This is a genomic window from Bacillus kexueae, assembly GCF_022809095.1.
In the GTDB taxonomy this organism is placed as follows: Bacteria; Bacillota; Bacilli; order Bacillales; family Aeribacillaceae; genus Bacillus_BZ; species Bacillus_BZ kexueae.
Window position 1 is genome coordinate 1 of record NZ_JALAZE010000006.1, and the last position, 16,221, is coordinate 16,221.

At 33.9% G+C, this 16,221-nt stretch carries 15 protein-coding genes; 5 read left to right on the forward strand and 10 right to left on the reverse strand.

From position 1 onward, the window contains the following. Positions 1-4 precede the first annotated feature (4 nt). Complete coding sequence (locus tag ML543_RS17170; protein ID WP_419095365.1) at positions 5-85, forward strand: IS3 family transposase; 81 nt, start codon at positions 5-7, stop codon at positions 83-85. Positions 86-105: 20 nt separating this feature from the next. On the opposite strand, the gene ML543_RS11075 is transcribed toward ML543_RS17170, so the two are convergent. The 5 genes from ML543_RS11075 to ML543_RS11095 form a co-directional block, all read right to left on the reverse strand. After that, positions 106-309, reverse strand: a complete 204-nt coding sequence (locus ML543_RS11075; RefSeq protein ID WP_243387430.1) for a hypothetical protein — start codon at positions 307-309, stop codon at positions 106-108. A gap of 107 nt (positions 310-416) precedes the next feature. Then, entirely contained in the window at positions 417-836 is a 420-nt protein-coding gene (arsC, locus tag ML543_RS11080) for an arsenate reductase (thioredoxin) (RefSeq protein ID WP_243387431.1), read from the reverse strand. Positions 837-858: 22 nt separating this feature from the next. Next, positions 859-2,157: an arsenic transporter gene (locus tag ML543_RS11085; protein WP_243387432.1), complete on the reverse strand. Its 1,299-nt coding sequence runs from the start codon at positions 2,155-2,157 to the stop codon at positions 859-861. Positions 2,158-2,171: 14 nt separating this feature from the next. Further along, the gene (locus tag ML543_RS11090; RefSeq protein WP_243387433.1) at positions 2,172-2,504 is read right to left on the reverse strand and encodes an ArsR/SmtB family transcription factor; all 333 of its coding nucleotides are present in this window, start codon (positions 2,502-2,504) and stop codon (positions 2,172-2,174) included. 297 nt (positions 2,505-2,801) lie between these two features. Beyond that, entirely contained in the window at positions 2,802-4,541 is a 1,740-nt protein-coding gene (locus ML543_RS11095) for an ABC transporter ATP-binding protein (protein ID WP_243387434.1), read from the reverse strand. 275 nt (positions 4,542-4,816) lie between these two features. Between ML543_RS11095 and ML543_RS11100 the strand changes: the two genes are divergently transcribed. Continuing rightward, the gene (locus ML543_RS11100) at positions 4,817-5,884 is read left to right on the forward strand and encodes a nuclease-related domain-containing protein (RefSeq protein ID WP_243387435.1); all 1,068 of its coding nucleotides are present in this window, start codon (positions 4,817-4,819) and stop codon (positions 5,882-5,884) included. 111 nt (positions 5,885-5,995) lie between these two features. Here the strand turns inward: ML543_RS11100 and ML543_RS17260 are convergent, their stop codons facing one another. The 3 genes from ML543_RS17260 to ML543_RS11110 all read right to left on the reverse strand — a co-directional run bounded on the left by ML543_RS17260 (position 5,996) and on the right by ML543_RS11110 (position 11,725). Further along, complete coding sequence (locus tag ML543_RS17260; RefSeq protein WP_472924425.1) at positions 5,996-6,118, reverse strand: IS3 family transposase; 123 nt, start codon at positions 6,116-6,118, stop codon at positions 5,996-5,998. Positions 6,119-6,828: 710 nt separating this feature from the next. Then, positions 6,829-8,889 carry a UvrD-helicase domain-containing protein gene (locus tag ML543_RS17265; RefSeq protein ID WP_243387436.1) on the reverse strand — a complete coding sequence of 687 codons (2,061 nt, stop codon included), beginning with the start codon at positions 8,887-8,889 and terminating at the stop codon, positions 6,829-6,831. Continuing rightward, entirely contained in the window at positions 8,873-11,725 is a 2,853-nt protein-coding gene (locus ML543_RS11110) for a hypothetical protein (protein WP_243387437.1), read from the reverse strand. The genes ML543_RS17265 and ML543_RS11110 overlap by 17 nt, the downstream gene beginning before the upstream one ends. 98 nt (positions 11,726-11,823) lie before the next feature. Here ML543_RS11110 and ML543_RS11115 point away from each other — a divergent pair, with 98 nt between their 5' ends. The 3 genes from ML543_RS11115 to ML543_RS11125 are packed head-to-tail and all read left to right on the forward strand — an operon-like array spanning position 11,824 to position 14,416. Further along, on the forward strand, positions 11,824-12,003 hold the full coding sequence (locus tag ML543_RS11115) for a DNA modification system-associated small protein (protein ID WP_243387438.1): 180 nt from the start codon (positions 11,824-11,826) through the stop codon (positions 12,001-12,003). Between the two features lie 20 nt (positions 12,004-12,023). Next, a complete protein-coding gene (dndD, locus tag ML543_RS11120; protein WP_243387439.1) occupies positions 12,024-14,042 on the forward strand; it encodes a DNA sulfur modification protein DndD in 2,019 nt (672 codons plus the stop codon). Further along, the gene (locus ML543_RS11125) at positions 14,030-14,416 is read left to right on the forward strand and encodes a hypothetical protein (protein WP_243387440.1); all 387 of its coding nucleotides are present in this window, start codon (positions 14,030-14,032) and stop codon (positions 14,414-14,416) included. Before dndD ends, ML543_RS11125 begins: the two co-directional genes overlap by 13 nt. A gap of 272 nt (positions 14,417-14,688) precedes the next feature. Here ML543_RS11125 and ML543_RS11130 read toward each other — a convergent pair whose 3' ends face one another. Both ML543_RS11130 and ML543_RS11135 read right to left on the reverse strand, forming a co-directional pair. Continuing rightward, positions 14,689-15,837 carry a cysteine desulfurase family protein gene (locus ML543_RS11130; RefSeq protein WP_243387441.1) on the reverse strand — a complete coding sequence of 383 codons (1,149 nt, stop codon included), beginning with the start codon at positions 15,835-15,837 and terminating at the stop codon, positions 14,689-14,691. Beyond that, positions 15,834-16,220, reverse strand: a complete 387-nt coding sequence (locus ML543_RS11135; protein WP_243387442.1) for a DndE family protein — start codon at positions 16,218-16,220, stop codon at positions 15,834-15,836. Before ML543_RS11135 ends, ML543_RS11130 begins: the two co-directional genes overlap by 4 nt. Between the last annotated feature and the right edge of the window lies 1 nt (position 16,221).

The window sequence follows — 16,221 nt, forward strand, 5'->3', positions numbered from 1 at the left end:
ATATATCCGTTTTTATAACCACCAACGGTTTCAAAAAAAATTAAACAACCTGAGTCCTTATGAATATAGGACTCAGGTTGCTTAAATGTGCTTTTTTATTCCTGTCTACTTGACAGGGGTCACTTCAGGTCCATCTGCTTTTTCATTTTCCATTAAGTCGTTAGCATATAACAATAACCATGCGGTAAAGAGAGATGCAATGAGAAATTGGTATGCCTCAACAAGTCCAAAGAAAGCATAAGCATGACAAATCATTAAGGATCCTATAAATACATTTATAATCATCAAATCTTTTATTATTCTTCGCATAAATTTCCCTCCCGCCTTACCATTATTTTATCCTCCCACAATATGTAATACAAACCATAAATACACAAAAAGACTCCGACCAAATAAGGTCAGAGTCCTCAATTTTATTATTCACCTGTTTCAGCAAAGCGCTTAATGCGTTCACCGATTTCATCACGAACACGTTGGAAAAATGCCCAAACTTCCTCATCTGTTCCAGTTGCTTTCGCTGGATCATCAAAGCCCCAGTGAACACGTTTAACCGTTGGAGGTGTTGTTGGGCAAACATCTGCCGCGTGACCGCAAAGCGTAACAACTAAATCAGCGTTTGCTAAAATTTCTTGGTCAATTGTATCAGATGTCTGATTTGAAATATCTACGCCAACCTCTTTCATCGCTTCTACAGCTTTCGGATTTACTCCGTGTGCTTCAATACCTGCACTGTACACATTCCATTTGTCTGCTAAGTACTTTTTCGCCCAACCTTCTGCCATTTGGCTACGGCAAGAGTTTCCTGTGCATAAGAAGTAGATTGTTTTTTTCATCATGATTGTCATCTCCTAAAATGTATTATGAAATAATCATTAACCAAATATAAAGACCTGTTAAAGTCAGGAACAGTGTTGGAATCGTTAAGACAATCCCTGTTTTGAAATACGTTCCCCAAGAGATTTTCACACCTTTTAAGGATAAAACGTGTAGCCATAAAAGGGTTGCTAATGAACCGATTGGGGTAATTTTTGGCCCTAAATCAGACCCGATGACATTCGCATAAATTAACGCTTCTTTCATCGTGCCTGTTGCATTCGTTGCTTCAATCGCTAACGCGTCAATCATGACAGTCGGCATATTGTTCATAATGGAAGACAAGAATGCCGCCAATCCACCCATCGTTAACGTTGCAACATATAACCCTTGCTCAGTAGAAAGTTGAATTACAGTCGCTAACACATCCGTTAACCCAACATTTCGCAATCCATATACGACAACGTACATCCCGATTGAGAAAAATACGATAGCCCACGGTGCATTTTTCACGACTTGCTTCGTATGGACAACGGAGCTTCGACGCGCCATTAATAAGAAGAAGAGGGCGACAATACTCGCAATAATCGAAACGGGAACTTGAATCGCTTCGCCGACGAAGTATCCGACTAATAACACCGCTAATACTAACCATGATAAGCGGAACATCGTCTCATCTTTAATGGCTGATTTCGGTTCCTTCACATCCTCTAGTGAATAAGAAGTCGGAATCGCCTTTCGGAAAAACAAGTACAGAACTAAAATACTACTAGCGAGAGAAAAAAGGTTCGGCACAATCATGCGCGAAGCATACTCAGCAAAGCCAATGCCGAAAAAGTCTGCGGAAACGATATTCACAAGGTTACTCACGACAAGTGGAAGTGATGTCGTATCCGCAATAAAACCACTTGCGATGATAAACGGGAATACATTTCTTTCATCGAACTTTAACGCTCGAACCATCGCAAGTACAATCGGCGTTAAAATCAGGGCTGCTCCATCGTTGGCAAAAAATGCTGCAACGACCGCTCCAAGTAGTGTCACATAAATAAACATGTGAAGCCCATTCCCTTTTGCAGCGCGCGCCATATGTAACGCAGACCACTCAAAGAAGCCGATTTCATCTAAGATTAATGAAATAATAATGACGGCAATAAAAGTTAACGTAGCATTCCAAACAATTCCTGTCACCTCAATGACATCTTGAAAGTCTACCACACCAACAAGTAAGGCTAGGATAGCTCCTGCTGATGCAGACCAACCAATTGACAAGTTCTTCGGTTGCCATATAACAAAGACGAGTGTGACAAGGAAGATCAGTGATGCTAAAACTAACGAAGTCAATGAACATCCTCCTTCTAATCACATATAATTCGCATACCTTGTTCCTCTAAGCGAATAATATGCTCTCTTTGATCTGGGAGCTGTTGTAAGATCGTTTGAATAAACGAATAATACTCATACTCCTCATTCAAGGAATAAAAAACCCAGTTTCTTTTTCGATTTTCCTTAATCAAGCCAGCATCCTTTAATTTACGCAAATGCTGACTAACGGCCGGCTGACTCATTTGAAAAATTTCCACAAACTCGCAAACACAGCACTCACTATGTTCAATTAGCTTAAGCATAGATAATCTTGTTTTATCACCTAGTAGTTTTAATAGTACAGCTGCTTTCTCCATCTCGAGCATTCCAAAACCCCTCCTTCTCACTCCTCGAACATTATATAACGGAATGCTTATATAAGTAAATAATTATATTCGAAAATGTTGTTTCTTGGCCGTATTCATTCAATAGGATTGAATGGATACATATTGTCACCTGACTTTAAGCGCTTTTGGTCTTGATAAGCTTACTTCTCGTAGGACGGTTATGCGAGCCAAACCACCTCTATTACGCACACCATTCGGCAAGGTCGCAAACTCCTTTTTACAAACGAAAAATGTGCCCACTTCCATCAATTTGGAGTGAAGCACATTTTTCCTAAACTACTTTTGAAGCATTAATTGCTGCTGAACAAAGTCACGGTACAATGGATGTTCATCCATTAATTGCGCGTGCGTTCCAATACCGGTCACCTTTCCTTTTTCTAAAAAGACGATGTTATCCGCATCAATGATGGTTGAAAGACGATGCGCGATGACAAGAGTTGTTCGACCTTTCATCAGCTCTTTTAACGCTTGTTGGACAAGCGTTTCAGACTGGCTATCTAAGTTGGAGGTCGCTTCGTCTAATAATAAGAGTTCAGGCTGACGTAAAATGGCTCGAGCAATCGCAATGCGCTGCCGTTGTCCGCCAGATAATTTAATTCCACGCTCTCCTACTTCGGTATCGTAGCCATTTGGAAGCTCGGATATAAACGGATGAGCAAACGCCATCTTCGCCGCTTCCTCCACTTCTTCCATCGATACGCTGCGTTCGAGACCGTATGTAATATTATCGAAGATCGTACCAGCGTAAATTGGGCTATCCTGTGACACGTATCCGATTTTTTTACGCCACGAGGCTAACGAATACACAGATATCGGATGATTCCCTAATACAATTTGTCCAGCTGACGGATGATAAAACCGCTCAATCAGCGAGAACATCGTCGTCTTCCCGCTTCCGCTTGGTCCAATAATGGCGGTCACTTTTCCACTTTCAGCTGAAAACGAAACATCCTTTAAGACCTTTTCCTCACCGTAAGCAAACGTCACGTGTTGAAACTGAATATCAGCACCTTCAATCGTTGCCTCCTTACCGTGATCAAGTTGCTCCTCTTCTAATTCAAGAATGGACAAGATTTTCTCCGTCGCGCCAATCGTCTTTTGAAACTGGGTGAAGAACACGACAATTTGCGTAATCGGCATAATAATTTGAAACAGGTAGATGAAAAAGGCGACGAGTTCACCAGCCGTCATCGCGCCCGACGTCACCCGAATCCCACCAAACCCAATGATGAGAACGAGCACTACAATAATAAGTGAAGAAACAAGAGGGGAAAGAATCGCTTGAATGACACCTTCTTTTAACCCATACTTGTATAATCGCTGAATTCCATCCTTCCCTTTCCTCCATTCCACACCTTCAGCATTCGAAGCTTTCACTAAACGAATCTCCGACAGAACTCGTGTTAAATTGGCGGAAAAAGAAGCTGTTTCCCCTTGTAGCCCTCGGGAAATAGACGCCATCTTTCGACCAATCGGCAACAAAATCAATAACGATAACGGAATTATGGAAAACATCACGAGCGTCAACGGCCAATCTAAATAAAACAACACGATAATCGCACCGATAACTGAAATAATCCCCGTAATAAATCCAGTCAAATGTTCGGTAATCAAATTTTTCACAATCGCCGTATCATTCGTCATCCGACTCACCGAATCGCCCGTCTCATGCTCGTCATAATACGAAACCGGCAACACAAGCAACTTCTTCCACAACTTCTCTCGAAGCGACGCAATAAAATGCTGGCCGACCTTCGCTAACAAATAAACCGAAACTCCACCAGCAACTGCCTGAAGCAAAAACGCCACAACAATCCAACTAATCAACGTCGCATTTAATGCTTCCAACGAAAACTCATCAATAAAACGACTCGCCAAAAGCGGAATGGCCAAACTCGCCAACGTCGTAATCAAACTTAAAACCAACGCCACACCAAACAACCGCTTTGGCGGATTGAGAGAGCGTAACAAGCGCACTAACTGCTTCCAATTTTTCATCTCCACTTGGTTGCTCATTATGAACCTCTTTTCTATGTAGGGGTGTTTGTTTTTATTATATCGTATTAACTCGGATAATCTCACGGAATGAGAGTTGATGCAGTTAGCTTTTTAAGTGTTCAACAATCTCTTTGAAAATAACCGATGTATTTTTCATCACGATCGACAATGGAAATGGTTTAGACATTCTGTTTTTACTATGATAACTTTTAGTGCAGTATTCATTGAAGATTATGTTATTATAAAAAATAATCTCTTTAAGAATGTTAAATAAATCAAAAAGTTGGTGTTTTATGATGGCAATAATTTATCCCGAAAATCCAAATTTCAACACAAACGGAGAAAAACATATATTTTTAAAAATATTATTAAATTTACCTGATGTATGGCATGTCTTTTATGAACCAAATATAAACGGATTAAATCCAGACTTTATCTTATTTCATCCTAGGTACGGTCTGACAGTTATTGAAATAAAAGATTATACTAAATCAACTATTCAAAGTACTAATCCTTTTACATGGAAACTTAACTGGCAAGGTTATACAAAAACTGTTAAATCTCCTTTACAGCAAGTAACACATTATCGAAACGAAACCTATAACTTACTAGCTAAAAATGAATCGCTTAGAATCAAAGAAGGTAAATTTAAAGGGAGATTAAAATTCCCTATATCTTGTTTATGCTGCTTTCCAAATTTAAGTTCAAAAGACTTATTGTTGTTAAATATTCAATCTTTAATTCCTGAAAAAATCCTATTAAGTAAAGAAGATTCAGTTAATATGGATTCATTTATTGAGAAATTATTGTCAAGTTTTAATAGATTGTTTCCTCCTAAACCTTTATCTGAAAAAGAACTTGGGGATGTTATCTTTTCCTTATATCCTTCATTTCAATATTATACAGAACAAACTAGTAATACTTATAAAAACAACCCAAAGGAGGTTTTAAATGACTTCGTCATAAAGTCTTTTAACAATTATGTGGATGAACTAATTTATGTTACTGATTCTATTGCACATTATATTAATTTCTATCAAAAATCATTAGAAGATATTATCATTGTCTATAACCCTAGAAGGCCATCAATTCCTAGTTCAAAAAAATATTTAGATCTACTAATTGAACTATTATCTAGTAAGAATTTATCTACTTCACATAACAAAGATTCAAAGAACAGAATACGCTTATATCCTTATGAAAAGCTTACACAAATTAATGTTAATACAAAAAAAGTGTTTATGATTGATTTCAACAATATACAAAACGATGTATTAGATAATATAGTTTTTCCACTTTTAAATAAATCTAAAGATTGTCATTTTGTTACCCTATCAAGCAATGATTTAATTAATCATTAAAAATTAGAATAGGGGGTTGAAATGACTCCTGTCAAGTAGACAGGAATAAAAAAGAATATTTATGCAACCTGAGTCCCATAATGGTAAGGGATTAGGTTTTTTTAACTTTTCTTAGAATTGTAGATGTTTATAAAATCCTATATATTTTTTAACGTCATTTTTTACTTCTTCGACTGTACGGAAAGTGTATAGATTAAAGCACTCCGCCTTATAGCAGATGGGAAAGTTATCCATAATCGCACTATTTAAACAATTGCCTATTATTGACGGGATGTATACTGGAACCCTTGATCACGGTGTAGGAAGACTCCATATACATTCCGTTTTTTTTATTACCTTTTTCACCTTATCCATAACCAGCTTTAGAACGTTTCTTACACTTATGTAATATGCCACAATTTTATTGTTGTAAAGGTCTTTTATCACGGATACATAGAGTATTTCTTATTAAAAATTAAATACCCAAACTTTTATTCTAGGATACCTATATATTCCTCTTACTTTTTGATGTCATTCCAAGATTTTATTCTTTAGTTGTTCGTCCTCCAACTGATTCTTTGATGTTTTTCTGTCGCTTAACCACTTATAGTATCCACTAAGGATACTTCTGCTTCAAGACGCTTAATCTTCCCTACTGGATTTTCGGGTAGAATACGCGGACGTCCTTTCTTAGGCCCTTTTGCCTTTTCCGTTTTTCTTCGAGCCCCTTCATTCCCTCATTTTCGAAGTGTTTTACTTAACAACGAACCTTCGAATAATGAATGCTTAATTTTTCAGCTACGGTATAGTATCCTATTCCTTATTTCTTATACATATCCACTGCTTTATTGTTAAATGTTAAATCATTTGTTCTTCAATTTGTCCCCATAGAAAAATCCCCTCCATAGTAGAAAGGTTAGTGAGATTTCTTTTTTCTGTCTACTATAAGGGGACCTATCAAGTACCTAATCTTTTTTTATCCAGTTTTGATAACATATCTTTTCTTTTTTACATTTTTTACTACCACATAAAACAAGCTTGTTTTTTGCCCTAGTTAACGCAACATAAAGGACCCTTAACTCTTCTGAATACACATTAAACTGAGTGGTATCGATTGTCTCATCATAAAACGTTGATTGAATAGCTGTTTTATTTTCATAGTACTTTTTATAATTAAATTCCATTGACAACCTAGGTAAATTAATAGATATCTCAGGATATAGAGAATTATCACTAATTGATTGATCTAAATTAGGCAAGATTACAACCGGAAATTCCAGTCCTTTTGATTTATGAATTGTCATTAACTGAACACCATCTCTATCAAAACTTACTGAATCTGCTAAAGGTTCTTCTACATTTCCTGCTATCATACTGGACAGCCAATTTATGTATTGATACAGAGAAAGATTTTCGTTTTTGACTAGACTTCTTGTAATTTCTTTTAGTTTATTTAAATTAGCTCTGACTTGACTTGTACATCGATTATATATATTTGTTTTTGAATAAACAAAATCAAGAAGTTGAGATGGTGTCAATCTAAATATTAATTTATTTTCTTTTATTTGATATATTAAAGAGTCAAATAGCTCTTCCTGGTTTCGAAAGAAAATAGTTGATTTTGCCTCTTGTACTGAAACAAGGTCACCTCTATTTAATATAGATTTTAATACTCGATAAGTATCAACAATTTCTAATTGATTATAAAAATTTCCACTATCTAGAATTGTAAAAGGAATGAAGTGCTTACTAAGATAGTCCGCTAACAAATTTAGTTCATAATTTTTTCTAACTAAAATTGTGAAATTTTTCGCAGGTACCCCCTGTTTAATTTCATTCTTAAGATATTTTGCAATTATCTCACCTTGAGTCTCATTCTCTTCATTCAATAACCACTCATAGGCCTTTGTTAAGTCAATATTTTTCTTTTCCTCCTTAGGCTTCAAAGACTCACGTTTGAATTGATATTTCTTATTATCTTTTATCCTATCAAAAACAAAATTCACATAGTGAACCACTTCAGGGGTAGAACGCCAGTTAGTGGTTAACGTTAATACCGTTCCATTAAGATGAATCCATTTTTCAATTTTATTATAAGCTTCTGTATTAGCCCCTCTAAATTCGTAAATAGACTGCTTTACGTCCCCTACTACAAATAAGTTAGGGCTTTCAGGGGAGTCGTCACATATTTTCTTAACTATTTCTGATTGATACAATGAAGTATCTTGAAATTCATCTATAAATAAATGCTTGTATTTCATTTGAATCATTTTACATAAGTCGGGCCTTCTCTCCAGAACTTTAGAACAGTACTCCAAAAGATCCTCAACATCTAACCTACCATATTTAAATTTCTTATGATTTATTGAAACTGCCTTTATTAACTCTGCTAATTCTGTTTTTAATTTTTTCTTTGAAGTCTCCATTTCAAGAAGTGCATTCTTAAAAGTTCCTTTTACGATATCATCCAAATTAAATCCTTTAGTTCGAATCATTGTATACGCATTATTGACAATCTCCTTAAGACGATGAACTGGTAAAAATTTCAGATGTTCAATTTCTTTGCCATCGCTCATTTTACTTTTTATCCACTCTTCAATTGTTAAATCTATTGTCTTAACTAATTGATCTGATCGTACTTTATATGCAGGTGAGTAAGATACATCTTTATCGTAATATGGTCCTAACGTTTCCAAAACAGAATTACAAAATTTATGAATAGTTGATATTTGTGCAGAGTTAAGTGACTCAAGTTCGTAACGAAACCTATTTTTAATGTTAGGATCTTCTTCTTCTTTCCATCTTGTGTAGAAAGCCCTTTTTAGTCTTGATTGTAATTCTTCTGTGGCCTTATTCGTGAAAGTGATAATGGCCATATCCTTAATAGACAGATCCAGGTCTTCCTCAATTAACCTAATTATTCTCCGTGTTAATATTTCAGTTTTTCCTGTACCAGCTCCAGCTTTAACAAGAATCTTTCTATCATTACATCTTATTACATCTAACTGTTCATCTGTTAACTTCATCTTGATGAATCTCCTTTTCCATACAAACCTGCCTGAAGGTACAATAATAACAATGTCCGCCTGACCTTTTATCAAATTGCTGCTTGTTTATTTTTTCTGCATATGTTGTTAACTTTCTATATACGTCATCATTTCCGTAACAAAACCCTCTTAACAAGTCTAAATAAGTATTTTTTACATACTTTAAATGAGTCTGATCATCTTCATCTTTTCCTTTTACACTGAAAGATAGTAAATCTTTAAGATTCGAAATCGAATAATAATTTGTAACTGTAGGGTATTTTACTTTTAATTGCCTTTCACCATAGAATACATACCCTCCGATCTCCTTTTCAGCCTTTTGTTCCGTCAAACTAAGTGCAGCATTTTTATGTTCATTTACACTAAGAATTCTATTTATAAGTGATTCTATGTGAAATCTTGTACGAATGATTATATCTTCCCAGTACCTATTTCCCAGTGGAAATAATGGCTGTATTTTCTCTTTCGCCTCCGTTAAAATTCCTCCAATTGAAATCATTACAACTTTCTTATTATTTTTAGAGATTTTTGGAAACTTCCCAACTAAAATTTTTACCGATTCTTCATACAAACAAGAAGATGCATAATTTTGAAGCTGAAAGATATTTGTATATGCCTTTTTTTCCGGGTATTGTTTCTCATAATAAAAACGTCGAGGGCAATACTCATAAACTGCTATGTCTTCTATAGTAATTACACTGTTCTCTTTAATTTTAGAGAAGTTCATTTGATTTTCGGGATAAGTTAATTCAGTTATTGGTTTTGGAGAAGCACTCAACAATAGTTTAGAATTTTTTAATATTTCCTCCAATTTTTCACTATCAATACTTTCTTCAATACCAAATACTTTTACAATATCATGTAAATAGTGAGCAGGGGATTGATTAATACCTTCATGTAATCTTGAGTAAGAAATCGTTAACTTTTTGTTAGCTGCATTAATTACCACAAACATATAGTATAACGACCTGTCTAAATAATATTTATATAAAAAGTTAGAGTTCTTTCCGTCAATTTTTGTACATCTTTTCAAAATTTCATACTCAATGTCTATATTCATAGGCCACTTATACATAATATTTTCAGGGAAAAATTTTTGAGTAAACCTAGTTAAATAAATATAATCATATTCTTGGTACTCAACGTTATTAGGTCCTGTAACAGTGATTTTAACTTGATTTAAAGGAAGAACTAGCTCTTCCTTATAATCGTCTTGAAATATCGTCTGTATTCGAGTAGCAAATTCCTGTATTTCAATTTTGATATTTTGATGTTTCCCTACAGAGTCAATTATATCCCTTAAACGACATTCGGTGTCCCCATCTAACTCTGACAATGTCCTTTCTGACTTTAGTGTATTTATTAAGAAATTAAGATGTTCTTCAAATGTCTTTCTTTCTGTATTTATAAGTTGTTTTGACAAGTTTTCTATATTAATTATAAAACATTCTAGAGAATTAAGCTCTTCTTCAGAAACATAATATAAAGGATGATATTGAAAAGATTCATTTATTTTAGATTTCGCCTTTTTTATTGAAGTGATCTGATTATACCACTGATTAAAGGTTGTACAATCTTCAAAGAATCCCTTAAGCTGTTCAAGTGTTAGTGTCAATCCTTCTGAACCATGTAATAGATTGAGATGCAATATATCTATAACCATTTCACAGTCTATATAATGATCACTTTCTCCGAAGACCGAGATTTTTTCATCCACATTAATTTTATAAAGAAAATAAATTAATTTTCCAAATGGTAGTTGAATTAGTGGTCGTTCCGGTATTTCAACTTGAACATTGTAAAACTCAGCTAACTCTCTGACCATCGGTCTCATCTCCATTGCCTTTGGAGTTACAATTGCAACCTTATTTGCCTTAACTAACCCCTGTTTAATAAGTGTAGCGATCCTAGCAACAATAGCTCTCATTTCATCTTCTACCGTTTCAAACTCAACAAATTCTACCGAATGATCATCTATTTGTATATTTGAGTCACTAAAAATATTTCTAGCCAATTTTTGTACAACGTTATGTTGTTGAACATTACTTTTAATACTTTTCCATTTTTTAATTGAAGCATAAGGTTCATATGTCTTTCTTAAGACTCTAAAAACTGGATTATCAGCCTGATCAAGATCAACTGGTATAAAAAAGGTAACATCACTCCCTCTTCCCTCCAACTTGTTAATTAGTCTATGAAGAGAAGGACGTATCGGTAAAAAGGCTCCGTCAATGTATACTTTATCAAAGTCTGAAAAAGGTTCATTTTCCAATAATTGATTACATGCTAATCCAAAATCTAAGTGGTTTAAAGACTGTAGTTCTTGCAAATATAAATCGTATAGACCTATCAATGCCACCCACGAATCATTAGAGGAACACTTATATAATTCTTTAATGGAAACACCAGACAATGTAAAGGATTGAAATGTTTCATGAATGTCTGACAGAAGTGTATACCATGTTGAATGTGCTGTTACAGAATTTTGTTTCATAACTCTTTCCAAGACAATGGCGGATTCACTTTTTGTTAATACTTTATAACCACTGTTAAATGCCATGTATTCTAGAAAGCGATTTAACTCAAAAAGATATATATTATGCTTAATAAAAATTTTTGAAAGTTCTCTATCACTAATTCTTTGATCTGTCGAAAATACTATGTTTTGATTCCGCAATATAGCTTTATAAAAATTAGATCTCCTCTTATATAAAATCATTGTAGGAACAATGTGAAGAATCTTTTTGTTATTATGATATTGTTCTGCTAAATACTCTTCTACGTCCTTAGTATTAGGAGTACATAATATTTCCAATACAATTCCTCCTATTAACATTTATCTAACCACTATATTATAATACAATTATACTATATTATTCCAAAAGGAAATTGTCTTAAGGTTAGGTGATTGATATGCACACTGAAGAAGAAAAAGAACTCATTGAACATATTTGTCGAAAGCATGACTTAAACCCTAAATTCTTTAATAAACTGCTAGAAATTGAGAAACATTACGCCAACAAAAATATGGGGAGACGTGCTGGTATTTTTAAAGATATGAAAGAGCTTATCGATATGTGGACTTTAAAATAATAGAAGGGACTTGCTGCATTATGATTTTTGAATACATTCATTTCAATAATTACCGTCCTTATTATGGAAAACAGACTCTTTATTTTCGAGATAAAAACAAAGTGGATTCAAGCGTACATAGTAAAAATATTATATTAGTAGGTGGGCTAAACGGCCACGGAAAAACATCTTTAATAAATTCAATATATGTATGTCTATTTGGACACCGTAGTTTTAAAAATCACAAAGAGTATGGAGAATACATTAGTAATTCCGTAAATTTCAAGCATGTTCGGGAAGGTGGAAAAGAAGGGGCTATTGAACTAGCTTTTACAGATGATACAGGGTCCTATGCTATTGAAGTAACATTTGTTGACGGTCACCATGAAGAGTTTAGAAAAGTCTATAAATTAGATGAAGAACTTAAAAAGGAACGTGAAATCCAACTATCTACTGAAGAGTTTTATGATTTTATCGATGGTCGTATTCCATTAGACGTTGCACAGTTTTTTATTTTTGATGCAGAAAAAATCCGTGATCTAGTCGGAGAACAAGACAAGGATGAAACTATACGAGCTATTCAAAAAGTCGTATCTCTGGAACTATATAATCAGCTATTAAAAGATATAGATAAAATTCACAATGACTTAACAAAGGAAATTAAAACCAAAGCTACTAACAAAGATGTGGATGAGTTATTTAAAAAATTAGACTTCGTCACTGCTGAATTAGAGGAATATGAAAATAAATTTAAGCATGTTGTTGATAGAATAGAAATCTTAAGCAATAAGGAACAAAACAAGCAACAAGAACGCCGTCAGCTCATCGCTAAAAATAGCTTAACTAAACAAAATCTCAGCAAAGTTATTGGTGAAAAAGAGCAAAAGTTAAAAGAAGTTCAGAAAGGATTAAAAGCTGCAAAATCAGACCAGTTACAAAAATTCATTTTGTCTCCCTACATCAAAAGATTAAAAACAAGAATTAAAGATGAGCGCAGATATATCGATGCAAAAATGAGGGAAGATGCTAAATTTGCACCATATGAAGATTTTATAAACGAACTACTAAGTACATTAACCTCTCCAATGTTGACTGATAAACAGAAAAACGAGTTGAGAGAACATGGTAGGAAAATATGGGCAAAAATAAATGACATTCAACAAAATGTTATTTCAGAACAAATGGAAATATTGCATGACCTTTCACAAGGCGATTTACAAAAGTTACTATATTACCCTGAAACAAGGTCAACAAACTTAAAAACTTTAATTAACGAAAAACAAAATACCGAAAACTTATTAAAAAGATATTATGAGCAACTAGAAGATGCTCCTGAGGAAATTGATACATCAAAATTAGATAAAGAAATTTCTGAACTTAATCAAGAACTAGGTGACCTAAGAGGACAAAAACGAAATTATTTTTCAAAAGTCAATGACTTAAGGAATAAAAAATTCGAACTTAATCGAGATATCCAATCTAAACAAAAAAGCTTGGCAAAGTTAGGACCACTCGAAGAAAAAATGACACTGTTAGAAAAGATGCACAATGTCACTAAAGAATTTATCGATCAAGTAACAGTATTAAAAGCACGTCAACTAAAAACTGAAATAGAAAATATTTTAAATCAATTATTTAGAAAAGATGATTTTCAACGTGTAGAATTTCATCCCGAGAAATTCACACTAACAATTTTTAATCAACTTGGTCAACCTATTGATTTAATGTCACGTTCAGAAGGAGAAAAACAACTGATCGCTCTCGCAATGATTTGGGCATTAACTAAAGTATCTGGATCAAAGTTCCCATTTGTCATTGATACTCCTTTAGCTCGTTTAGATAGTATTCATCGCTCTAATCTAGTGAATCACTATTTCACTAAACTGAGTGAACAAGTTGTAATCTTATCAACTGATACAGAAATCACAAAAGATTTCTATCAACAACTTTGTCCTTTTATAGAAAAAGAATATATCTTGCAATTTGACGAGGAGGACAAATGCACAAAAATTGATGAAGGGTATTTCTTTGAACAGGAGTGGACAACATGGCAGGTGTAAAATTATCACAAGAAGGCTATAACTATTTAGAAACTATTATGGCAGAACTAGAAATGGAAAGAAGTGACCGTCCAGACGCCTTAAAAATTGCATTCTCGAAAGGAATAGTAGCCAACACTCTTCCTACTGAAGAAAAAAAAGAACTATCCAAATTTGAATTCCCTATTTCTGTAATAGCTAAAGGAGACGAGTTACTCTTAGCTAAACATTTAATTATTGAAAGACTACAGCGAAAAGTTGATAATTATGAATTTGAAAAATATATTCTCTTATTTGTAGAACATGGGCTTAAGATAATGTTTTCAGAAATTCAAGAGTTATCAAGTGCAGATAATTATCTTTTTTATTTAATGGAAAAACATGGATTTTCTTGAGTGTTTTATCCAACATTTAATGATGTTACCTTTATAAAGGGTTTGAGGAAAAGTGATATTTGTGCACTGATATAAGCAAGACCTAAAGAAGATGCTGCTTCACATCTCTCTTTAGGTCTTATCTTTTATTTTTTAATCCCTAATTTGGATTTCTTTACAAATATATAGATATGAATATCAAAATTATAAGCCCCCCTCACAAGATTAATTTTGTTATTAGTCAACAAATGTTTGGTGTAACGAGGATTGCAACTAAAGTATTTAAATATTATCTAAATACTGTATGCTCTTACTGATATGTTTAAATTTTTAATGAATTCTTTTACGTCATTTTTGTCTATAAACTTATTTAAAGATATTCTAAATGAATTTCTAATCATAAAACTATTCAATCCGATTGCTGAGAGAACATATGATGGCTCGTTTATTGAGCATGCAGACCCTGTAGAAATTGCGAATTTATCTTTTAGACTCCTAATAATTAGTTCATTATTCACCCCGGGAATCGTAATATTTATAATACCTGGAATTTTCTTCTTCATATCTCCATTAATGATTGCTGAAGGAATACTCTTTTCTAACTCATCAAGAAAAATCTTCTCAAGTTCTTTTAAGTGGTGTACATGAGAATCAAATTCTTCTCTTGCTATCTCTGCAGCTTTTCCCAATCCTACAATATTATGAACACTTAATGTGCCCGATCGATATCCATCTTCTTGACTTCCACCATGCAATAGTGGCGTAATACGCGTCCGAAGCCCTAATTCTCGCTTTCTAATAAAACAAGCACCTATCCCTTTTGGACCATACATTTTATGACCAGAAAGAGATAAAAAGTCAATAGGAACACTGTTAAGATCTACCTTGACTTTACCTATAACCTGTGTAGCATCACTATGAAAGAAAATATCTTTATTTTTTCCTTTTACACTTTTGGCAAGTTCTTCTATATGATTGATAGTTCCAATTTCATTATTTCCCCATATGATAGAAACTAAGATTGTGTCTTGCCTTAGTGCATTTAATAATTCTGATTCTTCCACTCTTCCATACTCATTCACATTTAAATACGTGACTTCGTATCCTTCACCTTCAAGAAATTCACATGTTTCTAAAACTGATTTATGTTCTACTTTAGTTGTAATAATATGCTTTCCTCGATCCCTGTAATAGTGTGCTATACCTTTTAAAACAAAATTATTACTCTCAGTAGCACAGCTAGTAAAAATCAATTCATCCGCTAAGCAATTTAAGAGCAAAGCCACTTGTTCCCGTGCATTTTGCACTGCATTTTTTGCATTTTCAGCCAATGTATAATATTTACTGGAAGGATTCCCGAATTCTTCTTCCAGGAATGGCCACATTGACTCCTTTACTCGTGGGTCAACCGGATTTGTAGCACTACTATCTAAGTAAATCATTGAACCATCTCCATTTCAAAAGTAGCGAGAGACTTTATAAATTTCTCATAATTCCCTGCATACCGATATTCATTCAATAGTAGCTTAGCTCCACGATCCAAATGTTTTTTGATCAGTGTAGGAAAATATTCTTCATCAGTAATATTTCTTCCTAACTGCTGTGCAATTAATACTTTAAATACTACATCTTGATTACCCGTTAGTGTATTTCTGTTAAACTCCAAGCCATTCGTATCAGACTCAAACTGTTCAATAGGTTCATCCAATAAAAGCGAGAGCGAAATAGCCAGTCTCCCCAAAATATTTGGAGTTAGGTTCGTTGAAGATTGTAAGTCTTTTAGGATATCCTGTGTTTGTTTCGAAGTTTTGATACGGTACTGCAAG

Coding starts and splice junctions, on each gene's coding strand:
- ML543_RS11075 (WP_243387430.1), bottom strand. CDS start 309: ATGCGAAGAATAATAAAAGATTTGATGATTATAAATGTATTTATAGGA.
- arsC (WP_243387431.1), bottom strand. CDS start 836: ATGATGAAAAAAACAATCTACTTCTTATGCACAGGAAACTCTTGCCGT.
- ML543_RS11090 (WP_243387433.1), bottom strand. CDS start 2,504: ATGCTCGAGATGGAGAAAGCAGCTGTACTATTAAAACTACTAGGTGAT.
- ML543_RS11095 (WP_243387434.1), bottom strand. CDS start 4,541: ATGAGCAACCAAGTGGAGATGAAAAATTGGAAGCAGTTAGTGCGCTTG.
- ML543_RS11100 (WP_243387435.1), top strand. CDS start 4,817: ATGATGGCAATAATTTATCCCGAAAATCCAAATTTCAACACAAACGGA.
- ML543_RS17260 (WP_472924425.1), bottom strand. CDS start 6,118: ATGGATAACTTTCCCATCTGCTATAAGGCGGAGTGCTTTAATCTATAC.
- ML543_RS17265 (WP_243387436.1), bottom strand. CDS start 8,889: ATGAAGTTAACAGATGAACAGTTAGATGTAATAAGATGTAATGATAGA.
- ML543_RS11115 (WP_243387438.1), top strand. CDS start 11,824: ATGCACACTGAAGAAGAAAAAGAACTCATTGAACATATTTGTCGAAAG.
- dndD (WP_243387439.1), top strand. CDS start 12,024: ATGATTTTTGAATACATTCATTTCAATAATTACCGTCCTTATTATGGA.
- ML543_RS11125 (WP_243387440.1), top strand. CDS start 14,030: ATGGCAGGTGTAAAATTATCACAAGAAGGCTATAACTATTTAGAAACT.
- ML543_RS11130 (WP_243387441.1), bottom strand. CDS start 15,837: ATGATTTACTTAGATAGTAGTGCTACAAATCCGGTTGACCCACGAGTA.